This is a genomic window from Streptomyces sp. NPDC021212, from assembly GCF_044332925.1.
Lineage (GTDB): Bacteria > Actinomycetota > Actinomycetes > Streptomycetales > Streptomycetaceae > Streptomyces.
In genome coordinates, this window is sequence record NZ_JBIRPZ010000010.1 from 140,551 (window position 1) to 167,238 (window position 26,688).

Consider the following 26,688-nt stretch of genomic DNA (forward strand, 5'->3'; position numbering starts at 1 on the left):
GGCCTAGGAGCTGGGCTGCGTGCCCGGGGAGAGCACGCCGCAGAGGGAGACCGGGGTGCGGCCCGGGGCGTACGGGTCGGTGCCGGCCGGGGAGTCGTTCCGGACGGTCTGCCCGGCCACCAGCGGCCGCAGATAGCCGGAGGCGTTCGCCGCGCACGCCTGCGGGCCCGCCAGCACGGAACTCTGCACCAGCTCCACCCGGTGGTCGCGCAGATCCCCGCGGTCGAAGCGGAACCGGGTCTCCCGGCGGACCGTGTAGAGCGAGGCGTGGTCCGGGGCCCGCTCGTGGGCCCGCTGGACCGCGTAGACGAAGACGTGGTCGGCGCTGACCTCCAGGGTCGAGGGAGTGCGCTCGACGACCGTCAGCGCCCCGCGCACCCGCACGGGCGCGTTCGCCAGCGTCACCTCGGCCGGGTTGAAGCGGGTCAGCCAGCCGGTGGCCGCATGGCGGCCGTCGTCGACCGGATGTTCGAAGCTCTGGTCGAACTGGAGCTGCTGGGCGGGGTCGAGCAGCAGCCGCACCGACTGCACCGGGCCGCCGGTGAGCACGTCCGGGTCGAGGGTGGACTTCACCACGTAGTCCTTGGCCGTGGTGAGCGCCGTCATCACCTGGCTCTCGGAGAAACCCTGGGTGCGCCGCACGGCGGGCAGGGTGACGCCCTCGGCGCCCGTACGGAACGCGGCGGCCGGGCTCTCCCGGAACAGCTCCGCCGGCCGCCCGCCGGGCACCTCACCGCGCGGCGAGAGCGGCACCACGCTGCTGCGCAGCGGTTCGACTGCCTGCGGCCCGGGGGCCTGGTAGGGGTGGCGTACGCCCATGTAGACGGCCGCGGCGAAGGCGAAGGCGATCAGCAGGACGAGGACGACGGCCTGCCGCGACGCCCCGGCGCGGGCCCAGGCGTGGCGGCTGCGCACCGCGCGGGAGTGATCGTCCATGCGCTCCTGGGCGGAGAACTCCTGGAGCCGGGCAGCACGAACGAACGACTCGTCGAACACGACGGAACGGTACTCGTCCTCACCACCTCCCGGGACGCCCTCGGGTGTCCCCTCGGGAGGGTCTCCACGCCCGGCCATACCTCAAGAGTAGGTCGCCGGGGGCAGCGGTAAACGCCGTGGTACTCCACAACTTCACGCACAGTAGGGAGGAAACGCCGCATAGGGCGCGACGTGCTACGGGTATGCACGGGGGGATGTGACGGACGCCGCCGTCACGGGGTGCGCGGCACGACGGAGGCGGGCGGCTCCTCCCGCTCGGCCGACGTGGACGGCGCACCGCCCGGCCGCCCGGCGGGCGTGCCGTCGACCCCGCTGGTGGCGGGCGGCGGGGCCGGGTCCTGGCGATTGCCCGACGTACCCCGGTAGACCGCCGTGAAGGCCAGCGCGACCACCCCGATGCCCATCAGGACGGCCAGCAGCCACGCCACCGGGCGGTGCCAGCGGGCATGGCCGCGATAGGGCCGCCCGGCGCTCCCGTAGCGCCCGTACGGGCCGTAGGCGCCGTCCAGCCCCCGGCCCGGGCCGAAGCGGCCGTCGGGGTCGGCATAGTCGTCGTACGGGCCGTCACCGAACTCGCCGTCGCCCTCCGGGCCGTACGCGTCGTCGAACAGCTCGTCCTCGGGGGGCACCCCGGCCCGGCTGCGCCGGGACGCCTCGGCCTCGGCACGGGCCTGCGCGGCGGCCAGCATGCGCTCGATGGCGGTGGGTTCATGGATGACGGCGGACCGTACGAAGTCCTCGTCGAAGACCACGGTGGCGAACTCGTCGTTCGCCTCTCCGTGGCTGCGCTCGTCGGGCTCGTCGCCGTCCGGGAACGGCTTGCCCCCCACGTCGTCCGGCACCCATTCAGAGTAGACCGGACGGGTCAATTTGGGCAGGGCAAAATGGCATTCAGGGGAAGATCCACCCGCTGACCTCCGGGTTCGACCATCCCCCGAACGGGTGACTCAGCGCGTGTGCCCGTCGCCGGTGACGATGTACTTGGTCGACGTCAGCTCGGGCAGGCCCATCGGGCCCCGGGCGTGGAGCTTCTGGGTGGAGATGCCGATCTCGGCACCGAAGCCGAACTGGCTGCCGTCCGTGAAGCGCGTGGACGCGTTCACGGCGACCGTGGTGGAGTCCACCAATTGGGTGAAGCGGCGGGCGGCCGCCTGTGACGTGGTGACGATCGCCTCGGTGTGACCGGAGGACCACAGGCCGATGTGGGCCACCGCGGCCTCCAGGGAGTCCACGACCGCCGCGGCGATGTCGTACGACAGGTACTCGGTCTCCCAGTCCTCCATCGCCGCCGGGACGACCGTGGCCTTCGTCCCCTCGGCCTCGGCCAGCGCCTGCACCCGCTCGTCTGCGTGCACCGTGACACCGGCCGCCGCCAGCGCCTCCAGGGCGCGCGGCAGGAACTCCGCGGCGATGTCCTGGTGCACCAGCAGCGTCTCCGCCGCGTTGCACACGCTGGGGCGCTGGGCCTTGGAGTTCACCAGGATGTCCACGGCCATGTCGAGGTCGGCCTGGGCGTCCACGTACACATGGCAGTTGCCGGTGCCGGTCTCGATGACCGGAACCGTCGACTCCTCGACCACGGTACGGATGAGCGAGGCGCCGCCCCGCGGAATCAGCACGTCCACCAGGCCGCGGGCGCGCATCAGCTCGCGCACCGACTCCCGGCTCTCCCCCGGCACCAACTGGACGGCGTCCGCGGGCAGTCCGGCGCCGCCGACGGCGTCGCGCAACACCTTCACCAGCGCGCTGTTCGAGTGGTACGCCGACGAAGAGCCGCGCAGCAGGACGGCGTTGCCCGACTTCAGGCACAGCGCGGCGGCGTCCACCGTGACGTTCGGGCGGGCCTCGTAGATGATGCCGACGACACCCAGCGGGACGCGCACCTGGCGCAGGTCGATGCCGTTGGGGAGCGTCGAGCCGCGCACCACCTCGCCGACCGGGTCGGGCAGCGCGACCACGTCGCGGACATCGGAGGCGATGGCCCGCACCCGCTCCGGGGTGAGGGTCAGCCGGTCGACGATCGACTCGCTCGTGCCCGCCTCCCGGGCCCGCTCCACATCGACGGCGTTGGCCTCGACGATCTCCTTCGTCCGCACCTCCAGCGCGTCGGCCATCGCCAGCAGCGCGTCGTCCTTCAGGGCACGCGGCAGCGGGGCGAGGTCGACGGCCGCGGCTCGCGCCCGATAGGCGGTCTGGAGCACCGGGGACTTCGGCCAGGGGTCGGTGAGCGGCGACGTGGGTGCGCTGGTCATGCACGCAGCCTACTGAGCCGAGCCCGGGAACCCCTCAAGTATTCCGCTCTTCGAGATGGCTTTCTCACATCTTGAAGATCCGCCCGCGCTTTCAGGCCCTTCGGACCATTCAGAACGGGTGCACGCCCACCGGGGACGCCGGTGGCGGCCCGTATCCCTCCGCGATGCGCTGGTGATACGTATCACGGTCGATGACCTCGAGCCCCACGATCTCCCACGGGGGCAGCTTGGCCGTGGAACGGTGCTCGCCCCACAGCCGCAGCGCCACCGCCGCCGCGTCGTGCAGATCACGCGCCTCCTCCCAGTAACGGATCTCGGCGTGATCGTTGGCGTAGCGGCTGGTCAGCAGGAAGGGATGATCATGGGCCAGCTGCTCCAGAGCGCGCCTGACCTCCCGCAGCGGCGCCTCGGCACCCGAGACGCTCAGGGTGATGTGCCACAGCCGGGACACCTCGACACGTCGCTTGCCCTGCGCGGTCGCGTCCTCCGTCCCGGCGTCGCCCGGCCCGGCGCCGTTCGCGCCGACACCGTTCAACCCGACACTGGTCAGGGTGCGCTCCGCCGCCCCTCGGGGCGGCGCCCCCGGGCGCCCTCGTCTCACCGGCGGCCTCCTGTAGCTCGCTGCTCCGCTCACGCGCGGGCGGAGCACTGTGGCGGTGGTGCTGTACCTCCACCGCGGGCCCGCTGCCCGCGCGACCCCGTTGAACAAAGTTGACCAGTCCTCGCGCGGCGGCGGGGCGTTTTTGCGGAAGGTAAGCCCCCTTTTTTAGGGGCTCGGCTCGCCTCCGGGGCGCAAAATTTCGAGCCGACCGGTCATCCGTGGCGGTGGAGGACCACCAGGTCGTCCCGGTGCACGACCTCGCGCTCGTACGCGGGGCCCAGCTCGCGGGCGAGGTCGCGGGTCGAGCGGCCGATCAGCCGGGGGATCTCCTTGGCGTCGAAGTTCACCAGGCCACGGGCCACCGCGCGGCCCTCGGTGTCGCGCAGCTCCACCGGGTCTCCGGCGGTGAACTCGCCCTCCACCGCCGCGATTCCCGCCGGCAGCAGCGACGTGCGGCGCTCCACGACGGCCCGCACCGCCCCGTCGTCCAGGGTGAGCGCGCCGCGGGGCTCGGAGGCGTGGGCGAGCCACAGCAGGCGGTCGGCCGAGCGGCGACCGGTGCGGTGGAAGTACGTACCCGTGGAGCGGCCCAGCAGGGCGTCACCGGCCCGGCTGGCAGAGGTGAGCACCACGGGGACCCCGGCCGCGGCGGCGATCCGGGCCGCCTCGACCTTGGTGACCATGCCGCCCGTACCGACCCCGGAGCGGCCCGCGCTGCCGATCGTGACCCCGGCGAGGTCCTGGGGGCCCTTGACCTCGTCGATGCGCGAGGTGCCGGGCTTCTTGGGGTCGCCGTCGTAGAGCCCGTCCACGTCGGAGAGCAGCACCAGCAGATCGGCCCGTACGAGATGGGCGACCAGGGCCGCGAGCCGGTCGTTGTCCCCGAACCGGATCTCGTCGGTGGCCACGGTGTCGTTCTCGTTGACGATGGGCAGGGCGCCCATGGCCAGCAGCTGGTCCAGGGTCCGGGTGGCGTTGCGGTAGTGGGCGCGGCGGCTGGTGTCGTCCGTGGTGAGCAGCACCTGGCCGACCCGGCGCCCGTAGCGCGCGAAGGAGGCGGTGTAGCGGGCCACCAGCAGGCCCTGGCCGACGCTCGCGGCGGCCTGCTGGCGGGCGAGGTCGCGGGGGCGCCGGTCCAGGCCCAGGGGGGCGAGTCCGGCGGCGATGGCCCCGGAGGAGACCAGGACTATTTCCTTGCCGCCCGCGCCACCGCCCGCGCCCCCGTCCCCGCCGTCGGCCCGCCCGAGCACCTTCGCGAGCACGTCCACCAGCGCGTCAACCCGGTCCGCGTCCAGACCCCCTGCCGCGGTGGTGAGGGAAGACGAACCGACCTTGACCACGATCCTGCGGGCCGCGGCCACCTCGTCCCGTACCGCCGACCCGTCCTGCTCTGCCACGCCTCTCCCCTGCTCATCCCGGGCTCGTCCCCGGCCTCACGCGCAGCTCGCGGAAGGCGGAGACGCGTGTCCTGCACACTCACATCATGACAAGGGGGCAATCTACGGGAGCCGGGTCCATGGCCGCCCGGCCATTTCACCGCCGCGCCCGCCGACCTGCGAACCGCTCGAGACGCCCGGCAGATCGTTTGGGCCCGTTTCGGGGCGGTTGGCACCTGCGCGGATTGTCACCGGGCCAGACGGCGGCATACGGTCAGGGGTCCCCCCACCCGTCCACCGCCCTCCCGCCAGGAGCCCAACCCGTGCCCTCTGCCGGATTCGCCCCACGCCGGGTCGTACAGCTCACGGCGCTGCTCGCCATGGTGGTGTTCTTCACCACACAGCTCGTCGGCGCCGTGCTTCCGAACGTACCGCTCTTCATCGCCGCCTCGGCGTGCGGCCTCGCCCTCGATCTCTTCCTGCAGACAAAGCAGCCCGGCCTGCTGTCGCTGCTCGGCAAGGTGCGCTTCGACATCACGGTGCGCCAGCTGTTCCGCGACATGCTCATCATGGTCGGGCTGCTTCGCATCGAGGGAATCAATCCGCTGCACGAGCAGGCGCCGCTCACCGTGGGGCTGCTGCTGTTCTACGTGGTGCACTTCGCCTGCCAGGCGGCGGCCATAATGGTGCGCCGCACGCGCCAGCTGCCGTTCGTCACGCGCAACATCGACGCGTCCGCGCTGCGGCTGAGCGAGGCCCCGCCGCGGTTCTTCTCCCGCCAGCACGGCCGCCGGATCCTGCGGCTCGCCGCCCCGGCCACCGCCGGACTGCTGCTGACGGCCGCCACCAAGAACGGCGTCTGGGGGGCCGTCGGCCTCTCGATCGCCCTGCTGATCGGCATCGCCGGCACCGTCCACCTGGCCACCTGGCTGCTGCCGCGCAAGCGGGTGGCGAACGAGGCGAAGGCCCTGGAGTGGCTCGACACGTGGCTGGCCGAGTACCAGCCGACCGTGGGCATGTACTTCTCCGGCGGCACCAGCTCCGCGTACCAGGCGAACATGTGGCTCTCCACCCTCGCCTCGCTCGAGGGCAACCCCATCATCGTGCTGCGCGAGCGGTTCATGGTGCAGAAGATCGACGCGACGGACATCCCGATCGTCTGCCTCCCCAAGGTCGCCCACCTGATGCGCATCGAGCACTCGACGCTCAAGGTGCTGCTGCACCCGGCCAACTCGGGCAAGACCTCGCAGGTGCTGCGCATCCCCTCGATCAAGCACGCGTTCATCAACCACGGCGAGAGCGACAAGCTCTCCAGCTGCAACCCGTACGCCAAGGCGTACGACGAGGTATGGGTCGCCGGCCCGGCCGCGCGCGACCGCTACCAGCTCGCCGACATCGGCGTCGAGGACAAGGACGTCGTGGAGGTCGGCCGCCCGCAGCTGGCGCCGATCCGCCCCTACGCGGGCGTCCCGACCGGCGAGTACACCACCGTGCTGTACGCGCCGACCTGGGAGGGCTGGGACGGCAACCCCGGCAACACCTCGGTCATCCTGGCCGGCGAGAACATCGTCCGCGAGCTGCTCGCCGACCCCAAGGTGCGCCTGCTGTACAAGCCGCACCCGATGACCGGCTCCGTCGACCGGCGGGCCGGCCAGGCCAACGACCGCATCAAGGCGATGATCGCCGAGGCGAACACCCAGCGCGGCGGCGCCCGTCCGCCCGCCGAGGCCGCGGCCGAGCTGAACCGGCGCGCCGAGGAGCTGAACCAGCTCACCAGCACGTCCTTCCGCCGCAGCGCGGACGAGATCGAGCGCATGATGCTCCAGGGCACCCCGGACGACAACCGCGCCGCGGGCGTGGCGGCGGCCACCGCCGCCTGGGAGAGCGCCTACTGGACGTCGCTGCCGGACTGGGAGCACCAGATCGTCACCGGGCCGCGGCCGGCCATCTTCACCTGCTTCAACCAGGCCGACGTGCTGATCAGCGATGTGTCGAGCGTCGTCTCGGACTACCTGACGAGCGAGAAGCCGTACGCGGTGGCCAACACCAGCGGGCTGACCGAGGAGGAGTTCCGGACGAACTTCCCGACGGTGCGCGCCGCCACGATCCTCACCCCCGAGGCGTCGGAGATCCCGGAGCTGCTGAAGACCGTCCGCGAACCCGAGCACGACACCCACGCGGCCGCCCGCGCCGAGCTGAAGGTGCACCTCCTCGGCCCGTCCGACCCGCCGTCCCTGGTGCGCTTCGACCAGGCCGCGCAGACGCTGTGCCGGAAGGCCGACGAGCGGCGGGCGCGGATGGCCACGCGGCTGGCCGACGAGATCCCGTCGCAGCGGGAGGCCCGGGACGCGGCCGAGGAGGCGGAGATGGAAGCCGGATCGCCGGAGTCGGAGGAGACGGCGACGGTCTGAGGCGCCGCCTGCCACCGTCAAGGGCCCGGGAGCATCGCTCCCGGGCCCTTTCCCGTGGTGCCGGTCCGTCGCGGCCGAGAGGGGCCGCCAGGGCTCGTGGCGGGGCCTGTCCGCCCCCGCCCGGCCCTCTATCCGACCCCGTCCGGCCCTCTATCCGCCCCCGTCCGGCGCCTGTCCGGCCCCGGGGCCGCCTAGAACGGCTTGAACGACTCGTACTCCTCGTCCACGTCGTCCCGCTCCGCGTCCCGGTCGCGGCGCCGCTGCGCCGCCGGGCGGGGGGCCTCGAAGCGGTGATCCTCACCGCGGCGGCCCAGCATCTCGGCGCCCGCGGCGAGCGTCGGCTCCCAGTCGAAGACGACCGCGTTCTCCTCGGGGCCGATGACGACCTCGTCGCCCGCCTGGGCGCCCGCCTTCACCAGCTCCTCCTCGACGCCGAGGCGGTTCAGCCGGTCGGCGAGGTAGCCGACGGCCTCGTCGTTGTTGAAGTCGGTCTGGTGGACCCAGCGTTCCGGCTTCTCGCCCACGACGCGGTAGAAGCCGTCCTCGACGACGACCTTGAAGCCCGCGTCGTCCACGGCCTTCGGGCGGATGACGATCCTGGTCGCCTCGTCCTTCGGCTTGGCGGCCCGTGCCTTCGCGACGATGTCCGCGAGGGCGAACGACAGCTCCTTGAGGCCGAGGTGGGCGATGGCCGAGACCTCGAAGACCTGGTAGCCGCGGGCCTCCAGGTCCGGGCGGATGATGTCGGCGAGGTCCTTGCCGTCGGGGATGTCGACCTTGTTGAGGACCACGAGCCGGGGCCGGTCCTCCAGGCCGCCGTACTCGGCGAGTTCGGCCTCGATGACGTCGAGGTCGGTCAGCGGATCGCGCTCGGACTCCAGGGCCGCGGTGTCCAGGACGTGCACCAGCACCGAGCAGCGCTCGACGTGGCGCAGGAACTCCAGGCCGAGGCCCTTGCCCTGGCTGGCCCCCGGGATCAGACCGGGCACGTCCGCGATGGTGTAGACGGTCGAACCGGCCGTCACCACGCCGAGGTTGGGCACCAGGGTGGTGAAGGGGTAGTCGGCGATCTTCGGCTTGGCGGCCGAGACCACCGAGATCAGCGACGACTTGCCGGCGCTGGGGTAGCCGACGAGGGCCACGTCCGCGACGGTCTTCAGCTCCAGGACGACGTCCCCGGCGTGGCCCGGCTCGCCCAGCAGCGCGAAGCCGGGGGCCTTGCGGCGGGCCGAGGCGAGGGCCGCGTTGCCGAGGCCGCCGCGGCCGCCCTGGGCGGCGATGTAGGTGGTGCCCTCGCCGATCAGGTCGGCGAGGACGTTGCCCCGCTTGTCGAGGACGACGGTGCCGTCCGGGACCGGCAGGATTAGGTCGCTGCCGTCCTTGCCGGAGCGGTGGCCGCCCTCGCCGGGCTTGCCGTTCGTGGCCTTGCGGTGCGGGCTGTGGTGGTATTCGAGCAGCGTGGTGACCGACTGGTCGACGACCAGGATCACATCGCCGCCCCGGCCGCCGTTCCCGCCGTCCGGGCCGCCGAGCGGCTTGAACTTCTCGCGGTGCACGGAGGCGCAGCCGTGGCCTCCGTTACCCGCGGCGACGTGCAGCTCGACGCGGTCCACGAAGGTGGTCATGACGGGTGCCTCCAGTTACGTACGGGGTCGTTGTGTCGTCGTTACTTGCGTAACGCGCCGAGGGCGGACCCGCTTCCCCGTCACGGGAAAGAGCGGTCCGCCCTCGGAAAGGTGTGTGGCGTCGTGCCGGGGCCGGAATTACTCGGCGACCGGAACGATGTTCACGACCTTGCGGCCACGGTGGGTGCCGAACTGCACCGCACCGGCGGCCAGCGCGAACAGCGTGTCGTCGCCGCCGCGGCCGACGCCCGCGCCCGGGTGGAAGTGCGTGCCGCGCTGGCGGACCAGGATCTCACCCGCGTTGACGGCCTGGCCGCCGAACCGCTTGACCCCGAGCCGCTGGGCGTTGGAGTCGCGACCGTTCCGAGTGGACGATGCGCCCTTCTTGTGTGCCATGTCTCCTCAGTCCCTTACTTCGCAGCCGAGTCGATGCCGGTGATCTTCAGCGCGGTGTGCAGCTGGCGGTGGCCGATCCGCTTCCGGTAACCGGTCTTGTTCTTGTACTTCAGGATGTCGATCTTGGCACCCTTGTGGTGGTCAACGACCTCGGCGTGAACCTTCACACCGGCCAGGACCCACGGGTCGCTGGTGACGGCATCGCCGTCGACAACGAGCAGCGTCGAGAGCTCGACGGTGTCGCCGACGTTGCTGGTTCCGATGCGGTCGACCTCGATGACATCGCCCACGGCCACCTTCTGCTGGCGGCCGCCGGTGCGCACAATTGCGTACACGCGGTTCTCACTCTCTCGCTGGTAAACGGGACCTCTGATGCCAGCCGCTCCACATGACCCCATGAGGGTCATGACAACCGAGTGATTCCTCGCGATTCAGCGCGGTTCAGCACCGGCCGAGCGGCCTCTCCCGCGGAACAGGAGGGATGTGCTCAGGGGCTTGGCGTAAGACGCCGAGGGTCAAGGCTACCAGAGCCCGGAGGGCGCCTACGCAACGGCGTAGGCGCCCTCCGGGCTCTCATGATCCGGCTCGTCCGGCTCAGTCCTCGGCGGCGGCCGAGACCGACTGCGGCGTCTGCTGCTCCGCCGCCGCGGTCTTCTTCGACGGCGCCTTCTTGGTGGTCGCCTTCTTCGCCGTCGTCTTCTTCGCTGTCGTCTTCTTGGCCGCGGTCGTCTTCGACGCGGTCTTCTTCGCGGCGGTCTTCTTGGCGGCCGTCTTCTTCGCCGGCGCCTTCTTGGCCGCCTTACGGGCCGTCTTCTTCGCCGGTGCCTCGGCCTCGCCGTCCGCCGCCGGTTCGCCGTCGGCCGCCTTCTCGCCGTCCGCCGCGGTCTCGCCCTCGGCGGGCGCCGCCGTCGGCTCACCGGCCTCCGGCTTCGCCTCCGGGGCGGGAGCGCCGACGACCACCACGGCGGTGTCCTCGGAGCCCGTGGGCGAGCCCGCCGGGGCGGACACCTTACGGGTCGCCCGGCGGCGCGCACGCGGCGCGGGAGCGGCCTCCGGCTCGGCGGCCGGAACGACGGCCTCGGGCTCGGCGGAGGGAGCGGCGGCCTCGGGCGCCTCGGCGGGCGCCTCCGGCTTCGGCTCGTCCGCGACGACGACCACGGTCTCCGCCTGCTCGGCGCTCTTCGGGGCGCCCGCAGGGGCGGACACCTTGCGCGTCGCCCGGCGCCGGGTACGCCCGCGGCTCGCGGCGGCCTCGGCCTCGGCGGCGCTGTTGTACAGCTCCTCGTCGGCCGCGAAGACCGGCTCCGGCAGCGCCTTGGGCTCCGCGACCTCCGCGGCGATCTCCGCGGCGGCCTCGGCGACCGTCTCGGCGTCGGCCACGGAGGTCTCCTCCGGCGCGGGCGCCTGCTGGCCGCCGGCCTTCTTCTTCTTGCGCTTGCCGCCGCCACCGCCGCCGGCCACCGTCGGCTGGTCCATGTGGACGATCACGCCGCGGCCGTTGCAGTGGACGCAGGACTCGGAGAACGACTCCAGCAGGCCCTGGCCGACCCGCTTACGGGTCATCTGCACCAGGCCGAGCGAGGTGACCTCCGCCACCTGGTGCTTCGTACGGTCGCGGCCCAGGCACTCCAGCAGCCGCCGCAGCACCAGGTCCCGGTTGGACTCCAGCACCATGTCGATGAAGTCGATCACGATGATGCCGCCGAGGTCGCGCAGCCGCAGCTGGCGCACGATCTCCTCGGCCGCCTCCAGGTTGTTCCTGGTGACCGTCTCCTCCAGGTTGCCGCCCTGGCCGGTGAACTTGCCGGTGTTGACGTCGACCACGACCATCGCCTCGGTCCGGTCGATCACCAGGGAGCCGCCGCTGGGCAGCCAGACCTTGCGGTCCAGCGCCTTCATCAGCTGCTCGTCGATCCGGTACGTGGCGAAGACGTCGACGTCCGAGTTCCACTTCTGGAGCCGGTCGGAGAGGTCGGGCGCGACGTGCGAGACATAGCCGTGGATGGTCTGCCAGGCGTCCTCGCCGCTCACGATGACCTTGGAGAAGTCCTCGTTGAAGATGTCGCGGACGACCCGGACGGTCATGTCCGGCTCCCCGTAGAGGAGCGTCGGCGCGTTGCCGCCCTTCGCCTTCTTCTTGATCTCTTCCCACTGCGCCTGCAGCCGCTGGACGTCGCGGGCCAGCTCGTCCTCGCTCGCGCCCTCCGCGGCGGTGCGGACGATCACGCCCGCGTCCTCGGGGACGATCTTCTTGAGGATCTGCTTCAGCCGGGCGCGCTCGGTGTCGGGCAGCTTGCGGCTGATGCCCGTCATGGAGCCCTCGGGGACGTACACCAGGTAGCGGCCGGGCAGGGAGACCTGGCTGGTCAGCCGGGCACCCTTGTGGCCGATCGGGTCCTTGGTGACCTGGACGAGCACGGACTGCCCGGACTTCAGGGCGGTCTCGATGCGGCGCGGCCCGTTGGACAGCCCCAGCGCCTCGAAGTTGACCTCGCCCGCGTACAGCACGGCGTTGCGGCCCTTGCCGATGTCGACGAAGGCGGCCTCCATCGACGGCAGCACGTTCTGGACCTTGCCCAGGTAGACGTTGCCGACGTAGCTGGTGGCCTGCTCCTTGTTGACGAAGTGCTCGACGAGGACGTTGTCCTCGAGCACGCCGATCTGGGTGCGCTCGCCGTTCTGCCGGACGACCATCACCCGCTCGACCGCCTCGCGGCGGGCCAGGAACTCGGCCTCGGTGATGATCGGCACCCGGCGGCGGCCCTGCTCGCGGCCCTCGCGGCGGCGCTGCTTCTTCGCCTCCAGACGCGTCGAGCCCTTGATCGACTGGACCTCGTCGGAGCTGGTCTCTTCCTTCTTACGGGGCTCCCGGACCTTGACGACCGTACGCTCCGGGTCGTCACCGCCCGAGTCCGCCTCGGCGGCGTCCCCGCTGCGACGGCGGCGACGACGGCGGCGACGGCTGCTGCTGGAACCGCCACCGGCGGACTCACCGGCCTCGGCACCCTCCTCGTCGGCGCCCTGCTCCTCGCCGGTCTCACTCTCGGAGGCCGCCTCGTCCTCGAAAGCCTCGCCGTCCTCGCCCTCGGAACGGCCCTCGGCGCCCTCGGCGTCGGCCGCCTCGCCCCGGCGGCGGCGACGGCCGCCACGGCGACGGCGACGGGCCGGGCGGTCGCCCGACTCCTCGTCGCCCTGCTCACGGTCGGCCGCACGGCCGTCCTGCTCGGCGTCCTCGGCGGCACCGGCCGGCTCCTCGGCCTCCGCCGGGCGCTGCTCCTCGGCGGGCTCGCCCCGGCGGCGCCGGCGGCGCCGGCCGCCCGCGGCGGGGGCCACCGGCTCGGCGGCCGCGGCCTTGGGCTGCTCCTCGGTCTCCTCGGCCTCGTCGGCCTCTTCCCTGGCGGACGCGGCGGCCTCGGCGGCGGCGCTCTCCGGGGTCTGGAAGACCGGCTCGGTGAAGACCGGCGCCTGGAAGACCGCTGTCGGCGGGCGCACGGCCCGGCGGCGGGAACCACGCGGCGCGGGCTCCGGCTCGGCCTCGGGCTCGGCGGCCTCGGCGGCGGCCTGCAGCTCGGCCTGCTCCTCGGCCGCGGCCGACTTACGCGTGGCACGGCGGCGGGTACGGGCACGGGGCACGTCCTCGGCGCTCTCCTCCGAAGCCTCCGAAGCCTCCGAGGCGGGGGCTTCGGGGGCTTCCGCGGCGGCCTGCTCGGCGGTCTCGGCCTCGGAGGCGGTCGCCTTACGGGTCGCCCGGCGGCGCGTACGCGGCGCCGGGGCGGTCTCCGCGGGAGCCTCGGCGGCGGCCTCGGCCTCGGCGGCGGCCTGCGGCTCGGCCTGCTCCTCGGCCGCGGCCGACTTACGCGTGGCACGACGGCGCGTACGGGCACGGGGCGCCTCGTCGGCCGGGGCGTCGGCTGCGACTGCGGCTGGGGCGGTGTCCTCGTCGTTACTGCCACCAGCGGCCGCCGCAGACGACGCGTCCACGTCGGCGGGCTCCGCCTGCGGGGCACCACCCTCCGGGGCGGCGGTCTTGCGGGTCGCCCGGCGACGGGCACGGGCCGGCGGGGCGGGCTCGGCGGCGGCCTCGGCCGGCTCCGCCGCTTCCGCTACCGCGGCGGGCTCGTCCACCGGCATCACGGTCTCCGCCGCCTGCGGCGCACCGGCCGGGGCGGTCGCCTTACGGGTGGCCCGGCGGCGCGCACGGGCGGGCGGAGCGGGCTCGGCGGCGGGCTCCGGCTCGGCGGCGGCCGGGACCTCGCGGGGGGCGGCGTCCGCCGGAACCACGGTCTCCGCGGCCTCCGGGGCACCCGCCGGAGCGGCGGTCCTACGGGTCGCCCGGCGGCGCGCACGGGCGGGCGGAGCGGCGGAACCGGTGTCACCGTCGGAGACGGCGGATGCCTCCGCGGCGGCCATGGCGGCGCCGGCGGCGATCGATTCGGCCGGTATGGCCGGTACGGCGGGCGTGGTCACCTCGGCGTCACTCGCGGTGCCCACCGGCGGACCGGCGGGCCGGGAGGCCGCGCGGCGACGGCGCGGCGGCAGGGTGTCGCTGGGTGAGGTCGGATCCCCGGCGGCGGCGCGCGGCGCGGCCTGTCCCTGGGGCTGGATAGGTTCGGTCGGCTCAATGGGCTCGAGCATGCGGGCGGTTCTCCCGTCACGCTCCCGGGCGCCGCGCCTGTTTCCGGCCGGGCCCCGCGCGCTGCGCGGGTTCCGCCGTCCGGGGCGCGGGCGCCGCACGGGAGCTGTCGTATCGCTCGCCGGGCCGGTTTTCAGGGCCGGGACCGGCGAAAGTCTCCTGGTCAGTGCGCCTGCCGGACCCGGGTGGCTCCCAAGTGCCTGGGCGGCGCATCGACGGCGGTCCTTACGCGGAACCTTCCGGCGCCGCCACCGCGGCGGTCAGCTCGGCGGCCGTGGGTGGGGCGGCCTGAACTGCCTCGCGATCGGGCGCGAGCGGGTCGGTCACCGTGCCGGACTCCTCATCGAGCAGCCCCTGCGCCAGCCTGGTCACCGCTGCGGGGACCGGCGGCGCCAGGTCGGCCGTGGCGCGGAGACCGGACAGGACGTCGTCGGGTCGCACGGCAGGTGTCAGATGCCGTACTACCAGCCGCAGTATCGCACAGCCATCGTCGCCTGGCCTATCGCCCCGACCTGCGACCGCTTCCAGGCGGGCCACCGCGGCCCGGGCGTCGAAGGTGCGCATGCCGTTTTTCGTCCGGCGCTCGACCTCGACGATCTCGGCCTCCAGGAAGGCGGCCACGGCCCGTTCGGCCTCCGCCGGGGCGACCCGGTCGAGCCGGATCTCCCATACGGACGCCTGGAGCCGGTCGGCGAGCCCGGAGGTGCGGGACTCGACGGCGTCGGTGATGTCGAGCCCGGCCGGCAGCGACTCGTCGAGCAGCTTGCGCAGCGTCTCGGGGTCCCGTGCCTCGGTGAGCTGGATCTCCAGGTACTCGGCCTCACTGCCGGTGCCGGTGGGTGCGGCATTGGCGTACGACACCTTGGGGTGCGGGGTGAAGCCCGCCGAGTACGCCATGGGCACCTCGGCACGGCGCAGCGCCCGCTCGAAGGCGCGCTGGAAGTCGCGGTGGCTGGTGAACCGGAGGCGGCCGCGCTTGGTGTAACGCAAACGGATGCGCTGCACCGCGGGTGCGGGCGGCGGGCCTTCGGGCTGTCGCTTGCCCAGGGGACTGTCTCCTTGTGCTTCTTCGCTTGTCGCGCACGGGCCTGTGCGGGCCCGTGCGCCTTCCAGCGTACTTTGTTACTTCACGACCGAGAGCGGCAGCAGCTTGCGGCCGGTGGGGCCGATCTGGATGGACGTGTCCATCTGCGGGCAGACGCCACAGTCGAAGCACGGGGTCCAGCGGCAGTCCTCGACCTCGGTCTCGTCGAGCGAGTCCTGCCAGTCCTCCCACAGCCAGTCCTTGTCGAGACCGGAGTCGAGGTGGTCCCAGGGCAGGACCTCCTCGTAGGTGCGCTCACGGGTGGTGTACCAGTCGACGTCAAGACCGACCTCGGGCAGGGTGCGCTCGGCACACTCCATCCAGCGGTCGTACGAAAAGTGCTCGCGCCAGCCGTCGAACCGGCCGCCGTCCTCGTAGACGGCGCGGATGACCGCGCCCACCCGGCGGTCGCCGCGCGAGAGCAGGCCCTCGACGATGCCGGGCTTGCCGTCGTGGTAGCGGAAGCCGATCGAGCGGCCGTACTTCTTGTCGCCGCGGATCTTCTCGCGCAGCTTCTCCAGCCGGGCGTCGGTGTCCTCGGAGCTGAGCTGCGGCGCCCACTGGAACGGGGTGTGCGGCTTGGGGACGAACCCGCCGATCGAGACGGTGCAGCGGATATCGTTCTTGCCGGACACCTCACGGCCCTTGGCGATCACCTTGGTCGCCATGTCGGCGATCTGGAGCACGTCCTCGTCGGTCTCGGTCGGCAGGCCGCACATGAAGTACAGCTTCACCTGCCGCCAGCCGTTGCCGTACGCGGTGGACACCGTACGGATCAGGTCCTCTTCCGAGACCATCTTGTTGATGACCTTGCGGATGCGCTCGGAGCCGCCCTCGGGGGCGAAGGTGAGGCCCGAGCGGCGGCCGTTGCGGGTCAGCTCGTTGGCCAGGTCGATGTTGAAGGCGTCCACCCGGGTCGACGGGAGGGACAGGCCGATCTTGTCCTCCTCGTACCGGTCGGCGAGGCCCTTGGCGATGTCGCCGATCTCGGTGTGGTCGGCCGAGGAGAGCGACAGGAGGCCGACCTCCTCGAAGCCGGTGTTCTTGAGACCGCGGTCGACCATCTCGCCGATGCCGGTGATCGAGCGCTCGCGCACCGGGCGGGTGATCATGCCCGCCTGGCAGAAGCGGCAGCCGCGGGTGCAGCCGCGGAAGATCTCCACCGACATCCGCTCGTGCACGGTCTCGGCGAGCGGCACCAGCGGCTGCTTCGGGTAGGGCCACTCGTCGAGGTCCATGACGGTGTGCTTGGAGACGCGCCACGGCACGCCCGAGCGGTTCGGCACGACGCGGGAGATCCGGCCGTCGGCCAGGTACTCCACGTCGTAGAACTTCGGCACGTAGATGCTGCCGGTGCGGGCGAGGCGGAAGAGCAGCTCGTCGCGGCCGCCCGGGCGGTCCTCGGCCTTCCAGGCGCGGATGATCTCGGTCATCTCCAGCACGGCCTGCTCGCCGTCGCCGATCACCGCGCAGTCGATGAAGTCCGCGATCGGCTCGGGGTTGAACGCGGCGTGGCCGCCCGCGACCACGACCGGGTGGTCGACGGTGCGGTCGGCGGCGTCCAGCGGGATACCGGCGAGGTCGAGCGCGGTGAGCAGGTTGGTGTAGCCCAGCTCGGTCGAGAAGGAGACGCCGAAGACGTCGAACGCGCTCACCGGACGGTGCGCGTCCACGGTGAACTGCGGCACCTTGTGCTCGCGCATCAGCTCTTCGAGGTCCGGCCAGACGCTGTACGTGCGCTCGGCGAGCACGCCCTCGCGCTCGTTGAGCACCTCGTAGAGGATCATGACGCCCTGGTTGGGCAGCCCGACCTCGTAGGCATCCGGGTACATGAGCGCCCAGCGGACGTCGCAGGAGTCCCAGCTCTTGACCGTGGAGTTGAGCTCGCCGCCCACGTACTGGATCGGCTTCTGCACATGGGGGAGCAGGGCCTCGAGCTGTGGGAAGACCGACTCGACAGACATCAGTAACCTTTGTGCGCGGACAGGGGTGACCCTCAAGACTAACGCGACCGGGGCCACCCCTCGCACGGCGATTGACGCACCCCGATTGCGGGGACCAGTGCCCAACGGACATCGCACGGCTCTCACGGACCACCCCCGCGCGAGCGGGGAAAGCCGTACACCCGTACCAACGATCGGCCGTCCGTTCGGTTACGGCTCCAGCGCCGCCCGGTGCTCCCGGCGGGAGACCTCGGCCCACAGACCGGGCAGTTCGCGCTCGCGGGCGGCCGCGAGGGCCTCCTCGCGGCCGTAGAGCAGGCCGACGGTGAAGGTGGACTCCCCCGCCGCGTGCGCCTGGATGGCCAGCTCGCGCAGCGCCTCCCGCGCGACCACGCTGTCCTGGTGGTCGCCGAGCAGCTCCTGCACCTCGGTCATGAGCCCCGCGAACGCCTTCGCGGGCGGGCCGAGCGCCGGGCGGGCGACCTCGGCGGCGTAGCGGGCCCGCTTGGCGTCCTTGCGGGCCTCGTGCAGGACGATGTCGCGCTCGGGCCCCGAGGGGGCGTCCAGGACCGGTTCCAGGCGGTCCGCGAGCCGTTCGTAGTCGCGCAGTACGGCCTTGCGGATCACCTCGGCGGCCGGGCGGCCGGCGGCTTGGCGCAGCGGGGGGTCGGCCAGGAGCGCGTCGAGGGTGCCGAGCAGCGCGAGATACCGCTCGCCGTCGAGGACGCCGATCAGCCGGTCGCGCGAGCCCGTGCGGCGGGCGTGCGACCAGACCTTCAGCCGGGCGGCGACGGGACCGAGCCGCAGTTCGACGGGCACCTCGGAGAGCCGTTCGCCGATGCGTGCGGTGAGCACTTCGCGGTCCCGGTCGATGCCCAACTCGGCGGCCAGCCACTTCAGCTCGGCGCCGATGGGGTCGGTGACGGTGCGGTCCAGGACCTTGCGGTACGAGCGGAAGGCGCTGCGCAGCCGACGGGTGGCGACCCGCATGCGGTGCACGGAGTCGTGGGTGTCCAGGCGTACGGCGGGGTCGAGGGTGACGATCGCGGTGATCTGGCGGCGTGCGTAGTCCAGGACGATGTCACCAGCGGTGGCGTCCTTGGCCGGGGCCTTCTTCGCGGCCTTCTTCTTGCCGGTCTTCTGTCCCGGCTTTCCCGGCTTCTTCCCGGCTTTCCGGCCGCCCCGGTCCGGTTCGGTTTCGGCCAGGGCCCGGGCGAGCTTGGAGGGGAGGTCGGCGCGGCGCAGCCCGGCGCCCGTCAGATGCGGTTCCAGGGTGTCGAGCAGCGCGGGGTCGCCGCCCTCGGCCAGTTCCACTTCGACCTCGGTCCAGCTCACCGGGTCGCCGGGGGCCGGGGCCAGGCGGCGTGCGGTGACCCGGTCGGCGGACAGCTCGGCGAGCAGCGTGCCGTCGCCGTCCACGAGGTGGCCGACGTGCCGCTCCGACAGCAGGTGGACGAGGGGCACGAGGCCGGTGCCGCGGACGCGGGAGCGCACGAGGCCCGCGAGACGGGTCGGCAGCGCGTCCGAGAGCGGGGCGCGGATCTCGTCCCGTACGTCCGGGCCCACCGGCAGCTTGAGGTGCCAGCCCGCGTCGTCGCCCCCGGTGCGGCGGCGCAGGGTGATGCCGTCGGCGGCGAGCCGCTGCCCGGGGGTGTCGTAGTACGTGGCGTCGAGCGTGACGACGCCCTGGCCCCTGACCTGCGCGATTCCCGCGACCCCGGCCAGCTCGGGAAGGCCGCCGGCCGCGGCGCCGTCGTCGGTGGTCTCGTACTTGCGTTCGATCTCCCGCATCATGTCCACCATGGCCTGAATGTAGTCGCCCGGGACGTCTCGCGGGAGGCCCCTCGGTGCGGGTCAGGCCGATACGGGCCGTTGCACCTTGATGGACTGGAGCAGCCCGATCCCGATCCATACGGCGAACATCGACGAACCGCCGTAGGAGACGAAGGGCAGCGGCAGACCGGCGACCGGCATGATGCCCAGCGTCATGCCGATGTTCTCGAACGACTGGAACGCGAACCAGGCGATGATTCCGGCCGCGACGACCGTCCCGTACAGCTCCGTGGTGCCCCGGGCGATCCGGCAGGCGCGCCACAGGACGACGCCCAGCAGCACGATGATCAGGCCCCCGCCCAGGAAGCCCAGCTCCTCCCCCGCGACCGAGAAGACGAAGTCCGTCTGCTGCTCGGGCACGAACTGGCCGGTGGTCTGGGTGCCGTGGAAGAGCCCCTTGCCGGTGAGACCGCCCGAGCCGATCGCGATGCGCGCCTGGTTGGTGTTGTAGCCGACGCCCGCCGGGTCGAGGGCGGGGTTGGCGAAGGCGGCGAAGCGGTCGATCTGGTACTGGTCGAGGACGTGCAGCTGCCAGATCAGCAGCGCACCGATCACCGCGGTGGTGATCAGCCCGGCGATCCAGCGGTTGGAGGCGCCGGAGGCGAGGAGCACCGCGAGCACGATCACCGCCATGACCATCACCGAGCCGAGGTCCGGCATCAGCATCACGATGGCGATGGGCAGCGCGGCCAGGCCGAGCGCCTGGACGACGGTGCGGTGGTCGGGGTTGAGCCGGTCCCCCGCGTCCACGCGCGCGGCCAGCAGCATCGCCATGCCCAGAATGATCGTGATCTTGGCGAACTCGCCGGGCTGGAGGGAGAACCCGGCGCCGATCACGATCCAGGCGTGCGCGCCGTTGATGGTCGAGCCCAGCGGGGTGAGCACGGCGAGGACGAGGATGACGGACAGGCCGTACAGCACCGGCACCGCGCCGCGCAGGGTGCGGTGGCCGAGCCAGACGGTGCCGATCGCGAGCAGCAGCCCGATGCCGGTGTTCAGGGCGTGGCGGACCAGGAAGTAATACGGATCGCCCTGGTTCAGCTCGGTGCGGTTACGGGTCGCCGAGTACACCAGGAGGGTGCCGATCGCGGACAGCGCGAGGCAGCTGAGCAGCAGCACCCAGTCCAGGCGGCGCAGGAGCGAGTCGCGCGCCATGAGCTTGCGCCAGGTGCTGCGCTCGGGGGTGAAGCGGGGGACGGAGTAGCCGTGGGTGGACGCGCTCATCGCCGCGCACCTCCCCGCCGCCGGGTGTCGCCCAGCGCGGAGAACTGCTTGCCCAGCGGCTGGGCCTCGATCGAGCCGTCGGAGGAGATCTTGGGAAGGTCGGCCTGCGGCTTGGGCAGCAGCGCCTTCTTCTCGTCGATCTTGCCCTTGCCGTCGACCCCGTACAGCGCGTTGTAGATCTTGCGCACGGCCGGGCCCGAGGCGCCGGAGCCGGTGCCGCCCTGCGAGATCGTCATGACGACCGAGTAGTCCTTGGTGTAGGTCGCGAACCACGAGGTGGTCTGCTTGCCGTAGACCTCGGCGGTACCGGTCTTGGCATGCATCGGGATCTTGTCCTGCGGCCAGCCCTGGAACCGCCAGGCGGCGGTGCCCCGGGTGGCGACGCCCGCGAGCGCCTTGTCGATCTGTTCGTGCGTCTGGCCCTTGAACGGCAGCTTGCCGTGGGACGTGGGCTTGATCTCCTGGATGTGCTTGCCGTCCGGGCTGACGATCGCCTTGCCGATGCTCGGGTTGTAGAGCGTGCCGCCGTTGCTGATCGCCGCGTAGATCGTGGCCATCTGGATCGGGGTGACGAGGGTGTCGCCCTGGCCGATCGAGTAGTTGACGGAGTCACCGGCGCGCATCTTCATGCCCTCGAGGCAGTTCTCGTAGGAGAGCCGCTGGGTGTAGTTCCCGTTCTTCTTGCCGTTCTTGCACCAGGCGTCCTTGTTCGCCTTCCAGAAGTCCTTCTTCCACTGCCGGTCCGGGACCCGGCCGCTGACCTCGTTGGGGAGGTCGACGCCGGTCTTCTTGGCCAGACCGAACTGGTGGGCGGTCTTGTAGAACCAGTCGGCCGGGTTCTTCTTGGGCTTGTTGCCGCCGTCCTTCTTCCACTGCTCGTAGGCCAGGCGGTAGAAGACGGTGTCGCAGGAGACCTCCAGCGCGCGGCCGAGGCTGATCCCGCCGTGGCTCTCGGACTCGAAGTTCTTGAAGACCTGGCCGCCGATGCTGAACGAACTGGTGCAGGGGTAGGGCCCGTCGAAGGAGTATCCGGCGTTGACCGCGGCGGTCGTCGGGATCACCTTGAAGATCGAGCCGGGGGCCGCCTGGCCCTGGATGGCCCGGTTCAGCAGGGGGTAGTTGCTGTCCTTGCCGGTGAGCTTCTTGTAGTCCTTGCCGGAGATGCCGCCGACCCAGGCGTTGGGGTCGTAACTCGGGTTGGAGGCCATCGCCACCACCCGGCCGGTCTTGGCCTCCATGACCACGACCGAGCCCGAGTCCGCCTTGTACTTCGTGCCGGTGTTCCGGTCGTACTGCTTGCGGGCGTCCTTCATCGCCTGCTCCAGCTCCCTCTCCGCGACCGACTGGACGCGTGCGTCGAGGCTGGTGACGACGTTGTCACCGGGCCGGGCCTGCTGGCTCTCCCGCTGGCCGATGACGCGGCCGAGGTTGTCGACCTCGTAGCGGGTCACCCCGGCCTTGCCGCGCAGCTTGCTGTCGTACTCGCTCTCCAGCCCGTTGGAGCCGACCTGGTCGGAGCGGAGCAGCGGCGACTTGGTGTGCTCGGCCTTCTTGATCTGCTCATCGGTGACCGGCGAGAGGTAGCCGAGCACCTGGGCGGCGTTCGAACCGGCCGGGGCGGCGTAGCGGCGCACGGCGGTGGGCTCGGCGCTGATCCCGGGAAAGTCCTCTTCGCGCTCGCGGATCTGGAGCGCCTGCTTGGCGCTGGCCTCGTCGGTGATCGGGATGGGCTGGTACGGGGAGCCGTTCCAGCAGGGCTGCGGGGTCTCGGCGTCGCACAGCCGGACCTTGTCCTTGACGTCCTTGGGCTTCATGCGGAGGACGCCCGCGAGCCGGGTGAGGACGGCCTCGCCGTCGTCGGGCTCCTTCATCAGCGCGGTGCGGCTGGCGGAGACGACGAGCCGGGTCTCGTTGTCGGCGATGGGGACCCCGCGGGCGTCCAGTATCGAACCGCGGACGGCGGGGTGGACGACCTGCTGGACGTGGTTGTTGGCGGCCTTCTCGGTGTATTCGTCGCCGTTGCGGATCTGCAGGTACCAGAGACGTCCGCCGAGGGTGAGCAGGAGCGAGAAGACGAGGATCTGGATGGCGACGAGGCGGACGGTGACCCGGGGAGTCCGTCCGGTCTCCGGGATATTGCTCATGGCGCTCCGTTGAGGGTGGAGGCGGGAGACGGAAGGGCTGAGGACGACCGGAGGGCGGGGCCCACGGCGGGGCGCGCAGCGGGGCTCACAGGCGCTTGACCCCCTTGAGCTTGACGCGGCCGTTCTTGATGCGGCCGGTCCGCTTCGTCGCCTTCGACAGCAGACCGCCTCCCAGGCCACCACCCAGGCGACCGCCGCCCAGACCACCGCCCAGGCGACCACCCAGACCACCACCCAGGCGACCACCCAGACCGCCGAGCCGGGCGGCCCGGCCGGGGCGACGGAACCGGCTCATCCGGCCGGCCCGGACGCTGCCCGCCGAGGTGATCCAGCGGGTGCCGCCCTCGGCGGTGCCGGTGCCGCCGGTGCTGTCGGCCATCCGGTCGTTCTCCCCGCGTCTGGCCAGCCCCATGATCAGCGGCACCGTGAAGGGCGCCAGCAGCAGGTCGTAGAGGGCGGCCGTGAACAGCAGCTGGCCCAGGCCAACATGGCGGGCCGCGTCGTCGCCGACGAGGATGCCGACCCCCGCGTACAGCAGCGTGGCGCCGATGGCCGCCGCGACCACCACCACCATCGGCCCGGTGGCCGACCGGAGTTGGCCGCTCTCGGGCTTGGCGAGCCCCGCCAGATAGCCGACGACGCACAGCACCAGGGCATAGCGCCCGGCGGCGTGATCGGCGGGCGGGGCGAGGTCGGCGAGCAGACCGGCGCCGAAGCCGACCAAGGCGCCGCCGGTGTGGCCGTAGACCAGCGCGAGGCCGAGGACGACGAGCAGCAGCAGGTCGGGGACGGCGCCGGGCAGCTGCAGCCGGGCGAGGACGCAGATCTGGACGACGAGGGCGACGACGACGAGGACGGTGGACAGGAGGACACGGTTGAGGCGCAGCATCGGTCAGCTCCTGTTGGCCGGGTTCGTGGCGGTGGCGGAGGGGGTGGCCGTGACGGTGACCGTGGGCGTCGGCTTCGGCTTCGCGGGCTTGGGCGGCAGCACGGTGTCGCGCGGGTTGGAGCGCGGCGGCTGGACGACCACGCCGACGATGTCCAGCCTGCTGAAGTGGACGTAGGGGCGCACCTGGAGGGTGCGGGTGAGGTCGCCGCCGGTGGGGTCGACGCGGACCACCTTGCCGACCGGGACGCCGGGCACGAACGGCTTGTCGGCCTGGGAGCCGAAGGTGACGAGCCGGTCGCCCTTCTTGATCTTGGCCTTGCCGTTGAGGAGCTGGACGTGCAGGGACCGGTCGCCGCGTCCGGTGGCGAAGCCCAGCTCGCTGGACTTCTCCATGCGGGTGCCGACGGTGAAGTCGGGGTCGATGGCGAGCAGCACGGTGGAGGTGGAGGGGCCGACCGTGGTGACCCGGCCGACGAGCCCATCGCCGTTGATGACGGTCTGGTCGCGCTGGATCCCGTCGTCGCTGCCGACGTCGAGGGTGATGGTCCAGGAGAAGCCCTGGGCTGCGCCGATGCCGATGACCTCGGCGCCCTTGATGCCGTACTGGCCGGCGCCGGCGACCCGGCGCAGCTTGTCGAGCTCGACGGTACGGGCGCGGTTGCGGTCGTCGCTGCCGAGCCGCTGCCTGAGTCTGGTGTTCTCCTGCTCCAGTTGGCTGATGCGATCGTGCCGCGCGTCGGAGTCCCGGACGGCGGCAACGGCGTTGCCGACGGGATCGACGGCGCTCGCGACGCCGTCCTCCACCGGGCCGAAGGCGGAAGCGGCGGCCTGACGGGCGCCGTCGAGGGGCGAGTCCTCGCCGCCGCGGATGTCCACCGTGATCAGTGCGAACGCGATGGCGATCAGCAGCACCAGGAGCAGCCGGCTCTCTCGTGTGTCCCTCACGTGCGGCGACGTGCCTTCCTCGTCGAAGTCGGACCGGTCCCGATCTCGTTGTGGCCGTCCGGTCCTTAAGGAGCCTTATGCCTGTATATCAGCGGATCCGCCGATGCGCCGTACGGGCGACACACCGCCCGCACGGCCGATCCGCCTGGTTGTCATCTGCGCGGCTGGGCGTCCAGCACCTGCTGGAGCGCCTCGAATTCCTCCACGCACTTGCCGGAGCCGAGCGCGACCGAATCCAGCGGGTCCTCGGCGATGTGGATGGGCATGCCGGTCTCGCGGCGCAGCCGCTCGTCGAGGCCGCGGAGCAGCGCGCCGCCGCCGGTGAGCACGATGCCGCGGTCCATGACGTCGCCGGACAGCTCCGGCGGGCACTTGTCGAGCGTGGTCTTGACCGCGTCGACGATGGAGTTGACCGGCTCCTCCATGGCCTTGCGGACCTCGGCGGCGGAGATCACGACGGTCTTGGGGAGCCCGCTGACCAGGTCACGGCCGCGGATCTCGGTGTGCTCCTCTTCCTCGCTCTCGTACGCCGAGCCGATCGTGATCTTGATGTTCTCGGCGGTGCGCTCACCAAGGAGGAGGCTGTATTCCTTCTTGATGTGCTGGATGATCGCGTTGTCCAGCTCGTCGCCGGCCACCCGGATGGACTGGGCGGTGACGATGCCGCCGAGCGAGATGACGGCCACCTCGGTGGTGCCGCCGCCGATGTCCACCACCATGTTGCCGGTGGCCTCGTGGACCGGGAGGCCGGAGCCGATGGCCGCGGCCATCGGCTCTTCGATGATGTGCACCTGGCGGGCGCCCGCCTGCGTGGACGCCTCGATGACGGCGCGGCGCTCGACTCCGGTGATACCGGAAGGAACGCACACGACCACCCGAGGCCGGGCCAGATAGCGGCGCTTATGGATCTTCAGAATGAAGTACCGCAGCATCCGCTCGGTGATCTCGAAGTCGGCGATAACGCCGTCCTTGAGCGGACGCACGGCGACGATGTTGCCAGGGGTGCGGCCGATCATCTTCTTTGCCTCGGCGCCCACGGCGAGAATTCCGCCGGTGTTGGTGTTGATGGCGACGACGGATGGCTCGTTGAGGACGATCCCGCGGCCCCTGACGTACACCAGCGTGTTGGCGGTCCCGAGGTCGACAGCCATGTCACGGCCGATGAACGACATGTTGTTCCCCATGAGGATACGTCAGGCCTTCCCTGCTGGAGCGATTGCTTGCTTGAGGTCGGCAGGATGTGGTGCGCTGCGAGGCGCGGAAGCTTCATCGTAGTCACGCCCGCGCGAACGCGCTGCGGGGGTCCTCCGCCATTGTCAGCAGAACACGAGCCCGCCCCCTCTAATGGTGACGTCGTGTCGCGGAGATGCGTTCCCCCGATCGGCTCGCATATGCCAAGAGGCGGCCGACAATTTCGACCGCCCCCAGGTCAACAGGGGTGTGACCACCCGATGATCGATCAGAGCCAGATCAGGTGGGATCAGGCGAGACCGGGAAAGAAAATCTTGATTTCCCGCTCGGCCGACTCTTCGGAGTCCGAGGCATGGATCAGATTTTCCCGAACGATGGTGCCGAAATCGCCACGGATGGAACCGGGCGCCGCGGCGATCGGGTCAGTGGGGCCCGCCAGCGCCCGGACGCCCTCGATCACGCGCTCGCCCTCGATGACCAGCGCGACGGCCGGCCCGGAGGACATGAACTCGACCAGGGGCTCGTAGAAGGGCTTGCCGACGTGCTCGGCGTAGTGCTGCTCCAGCAGCTCACGGCCCAGATGGCGAAGCTCCAGGGCGGAGATCGTCCAGCCCGCCTTCTGCTCGATCCGGCCGAGAATCTCGCCCACCAGTCCGCGTCGTACGGCGTCGGGCTTGAGAAGGACGAGCGTGCGCTGGCTCACGGTGCGGGCTCCTTTGGCAGTGGCATGGAAGAAGTGGCATGCGGGTGAAGCTGTGCGGCTGAGGCTACATGGGTGATCTCCGGCCACGTCACGCAGCGTCAGGGGATGCGGCGGAGGCCGCGGCGAACCGCTCCTTCGCCCGGTCCACCTTGCGGCCGAAGTGAACCGAGGCCCACCACAGCGCGGCGAAGACCACGCCGAGGAAGAACATGGTGGTCACGACGAAGCCGCTCAGCACCAGCCCGATCTGGAGGGCCCAGCCGATCTGCACCGCTCCGGGACGGCTCAGCATGCCGCACAGCAGTACACACAGTGCCATGGCGATGCCGCAGACCGTCCACACGGTGCCCATCGACAGGCCGGACACCTTCATCGCGACCAGCCCGGCGAAGCCGATCACGAAGAACTCACCGATCAGAGTGGAGGCGCACAGCGTCCGCAT

The 26,688-nt window shown here is 71.7% G+C and carries 20 protein-coding genes; 1 reads left to right on the top strand and 19 read right to left on the bottom strand.

Going from position 1 to position 26,688, the window contains the following annotated elements; all coding sequences use genetic code 11:
* Positions 1-3: 3 nt before the first annotated feature.
* From ACH4SI_RS26595 to proB, 5 genes are all read right to left on the bottom strand, one after another.
* Positions 4-1,074, bottom strand: coding sequence for a hypothetical protein (locus ACH4SI_RS26595; RefSeq protein ID WP_398299764.1), 1,071 nt, complete (start codon positions 1,072-1,074; stop codon positions 4-6).
* A 134-nt stretch (positions 1,075-1,208) separates the two neighbouring features.
* Complete coding sequence (locus ACH4SI_RS26600) at positions 1,209-1,838, bottom strand: hypothetical protein (RefSeq protein WP_398299766.1); 630 nt, start codon at positions 1,836-1,838, stop codon at positions 1,209-1,211.
* 105 nt (positions 1,839-1,943) lie between these two features.
* The gene (locus ACH4SI_RS26605) at positions 1,944-3,248 is read right to left on the bottom strand and encodes a glutamate-5-semialdehyde dehydrogenase (protein ID WP_398299768.1); all 1,305 of its coding nucleotides are present in this window, start codon (positions 3,246-3,248) and stop codon (positions 1,944-1,946) included.
* A 109-nt stretch (positions 3,249-3,357) separates the two neighbouring features.
* Complete coding sequence (locus ACH4SI_RS26610) at positions 3,358-3,849, bottom strand: hypothetical protein (RefSeq protein WP_398299770.1); 492 nt, start codon at positions 3,847-3,849, stop codon at positions 3,358-3,360.
* 212 nt (positions 3,850-4,061) lie between these two features.
* A complete protein-coding gene (proB, locus tag ACH4SI_RS26615; protein WP_398299772.1) occupies positions 4,062-5,246 on the bottom strand; it encodes a glutamate 5-kinase in 1,185 nt (394 codons plus the stop codon).
* A gap of 302 nt (positions 5,247-5,548) precedes the next feature.
* On the opposite strand from proB, the gene ACH4SI_RS26620 reads away from it, so the two are divergent.
* Complete coding sequence (locus tag ACH4SI_RS26620; protein ID WP_398299774.1) at positions 5,549-7,636, top strand: hypothetical protein; 2,088 nt, start codon at positions 5,549-5,551, stop codon at positions 7,634-7,636.
* Positions 7,637-7,827: 191 nt separating this feature from the next.
* Here ACH4SI_RS26620 and obgE read toward each other — a convergent pair whose 3' ends face one another.
* The 14 genes from obgE to ACH4SI_RS26690 all read right to left on the bottom strand — a co-directional run bounded on the left by obgE (position 7,828) and on the right by ACH4SI_RS26690 (position 26,688).
* Positions 7,828-9,261, bottom strand: coding sequence for a GTPase ObgE (gene obgE / locus ACH4SI_RS26625; protein WP_398299776.1), 1,434 nt, complete (start codon positions 9,259-9,261; stop codon positions 7,828-7,830).
* Between the two features lie 138 nt (positions 9,262-9,399).
* Positions 9,400-9,657, bottom strand: a complete 258-nt coding sequence (gene rpmA, locus ACH4SI_RS26630) for a 50S ribosomal protein L27 (RefSeq protein WP_123101452.1) — start codon at positions 9,655-9,657, stop codon at positions 9,400-9,402.
* 14 nt (positions 9,658-9,671) lie between these two features.
* Positions 9,672-9,992, bottom strand: a complete 321-nt coding sequence (gene rplU, locus ACH4SI_RS26635) for a 50S ribosomal protein L21 (protein WP_398299779.1) — start codon at positions 9,990-9,992, stop codon at positions 9,672-9,674.
* A gap of 259 nt (positions 9,993-10,251) precedes the next feature.
* Positions 10,252-14,292, bottom strand: a complete 4,041-nt coding sequence (locus ACH4SI_RS26640) for a ribonuclease E/G (protein WP_398299781.1) — start codon at positions 14,290-14,292, stop codon at positions 10,252-10,254.
* 223 nt (positions 14,293-14,515) lie between these two features.
* Positions 14,516-15,295, bottom strand: coding sequence for a TIGR03936 family radical SAM-associated protein (locus ACH4SI_RS26645; protein WP_398299783.1), 780 nt, complete (start codon positions 15,293-15,295; stop codon positions 14,516-14,518).
* Positions 15,296-15,412: 117 nt separating this feature from the next.
* Positions 15,413-17,338 (bottom strand): TIGR03960 family B12-binding radical SAM protein, encoded by a 1,926-nt coding sequence (locus tag ACH4SI_RS26650; RefSeq protein ID WP_398299785.1) that lies wholly within the window; start codon positions 17,336-17,338, stop codon positions 15,413-15,415.
* A gap of 189 nt (positions 17,339-17,527) precedes the next feature.
* Positions 17,528-19,120 (bottom strand): CHAD domain-containing protein, encoded by a 1,593-nt coding sequence (locus tag ACH4SI_RS26655; RefSeq protein WP_398299787.1) that lies wholly within the window; start codon positions 19,118-19,120, stop codon positions 17,528-17,530.
* Positions 19,121-19,171: 51 nt separating this feature from the next.
* Entirely contained in the window at positions 19,172-20,374 is a 1,203-nt protein-coding gene (gene rodA, locus ACH4SI_RS26660; protein WP_398299789.1) for a rod shape-determining protein RodA, read from the bottom strand.
* Complete coding sequence (mrdA, locus tag ACH4SI_RS26665; protein WP_398299791.1) at positions 20,371-22,518, bottom strand: penicillin-binding protein 2; 2,148 nt, start codon at positions 22,516-22,518, stop codon at positions 20,371-20,373. The genes rodA and mrdA overlap by 4 nt, the downstream gene beginning before the upstream one ends.
* An 85-nt stretch (positions 22,519-22,603) precedes the next feature.
* Entirely contained in the window at positions 22,604-23,404 is an 801-nt protein-coding gene (gene mreD, locus ACH4SI_RS26670) for a rod shape-determining protein MreD (protein ID WP_398300248.1), read from the bottom strand.
* Between the two features lie 6 nt (positions 23,405-23,410).
* Positions 23,411-24,352 carry a rod shape-determining protein MreC gene (gene mreC / locus ACH4SI_RS26675; RefSeq protein ID WP_398299793.1) on the bottom strand — a complete coding sequence of 314 codons (942 nt, stop codon included), beginning with the start codon at positions 24,350-24,352 and terminating at the stop codon, positions 23,411-23,413.
* Positions 24,353-24,504: 152 nt separating this feature from the next.
* Positions 24,505-25,524 carry a rod shape-determining protein gene (locus ACH4SI_RS26680; RefSeq protein WP_398300250.1) on the bottom strand — a complete coding sequence of 340 codons (1,020 nt, stop codon included), beginning with the start codon at positions 25,522-25,524 and terminating at the stop codon, positions 24,505-24,507.
* 308 nt (positions 25,525-25,832) lie between these two features.
* Complete coding sequence (gene ndk, locus ACH4SI_RS26685) at positions 25,833-26,246, bottom strand: nucleoside-diphosphate kinase (RefSeq protein ID WP_398299795.1); 414 nt, start codon at positions 26,244-26,246, stop codon at positions 25,833-25,835.
* 88 nt (positions 26,247-26,334) lie between these two features.
* Positions 26,335-26,688 carry a DUF4233 domain-containing protein gene (locus ACH4SI_RS26690; RefSeq protein WP_123104829.1) on the bottom strand — a complete coding sequence of 118 codons (354 nt, stop codon included), beginning with the start codon at positions 26,686-26,688 and terminating at the stop codon, positions 26,335-26,337.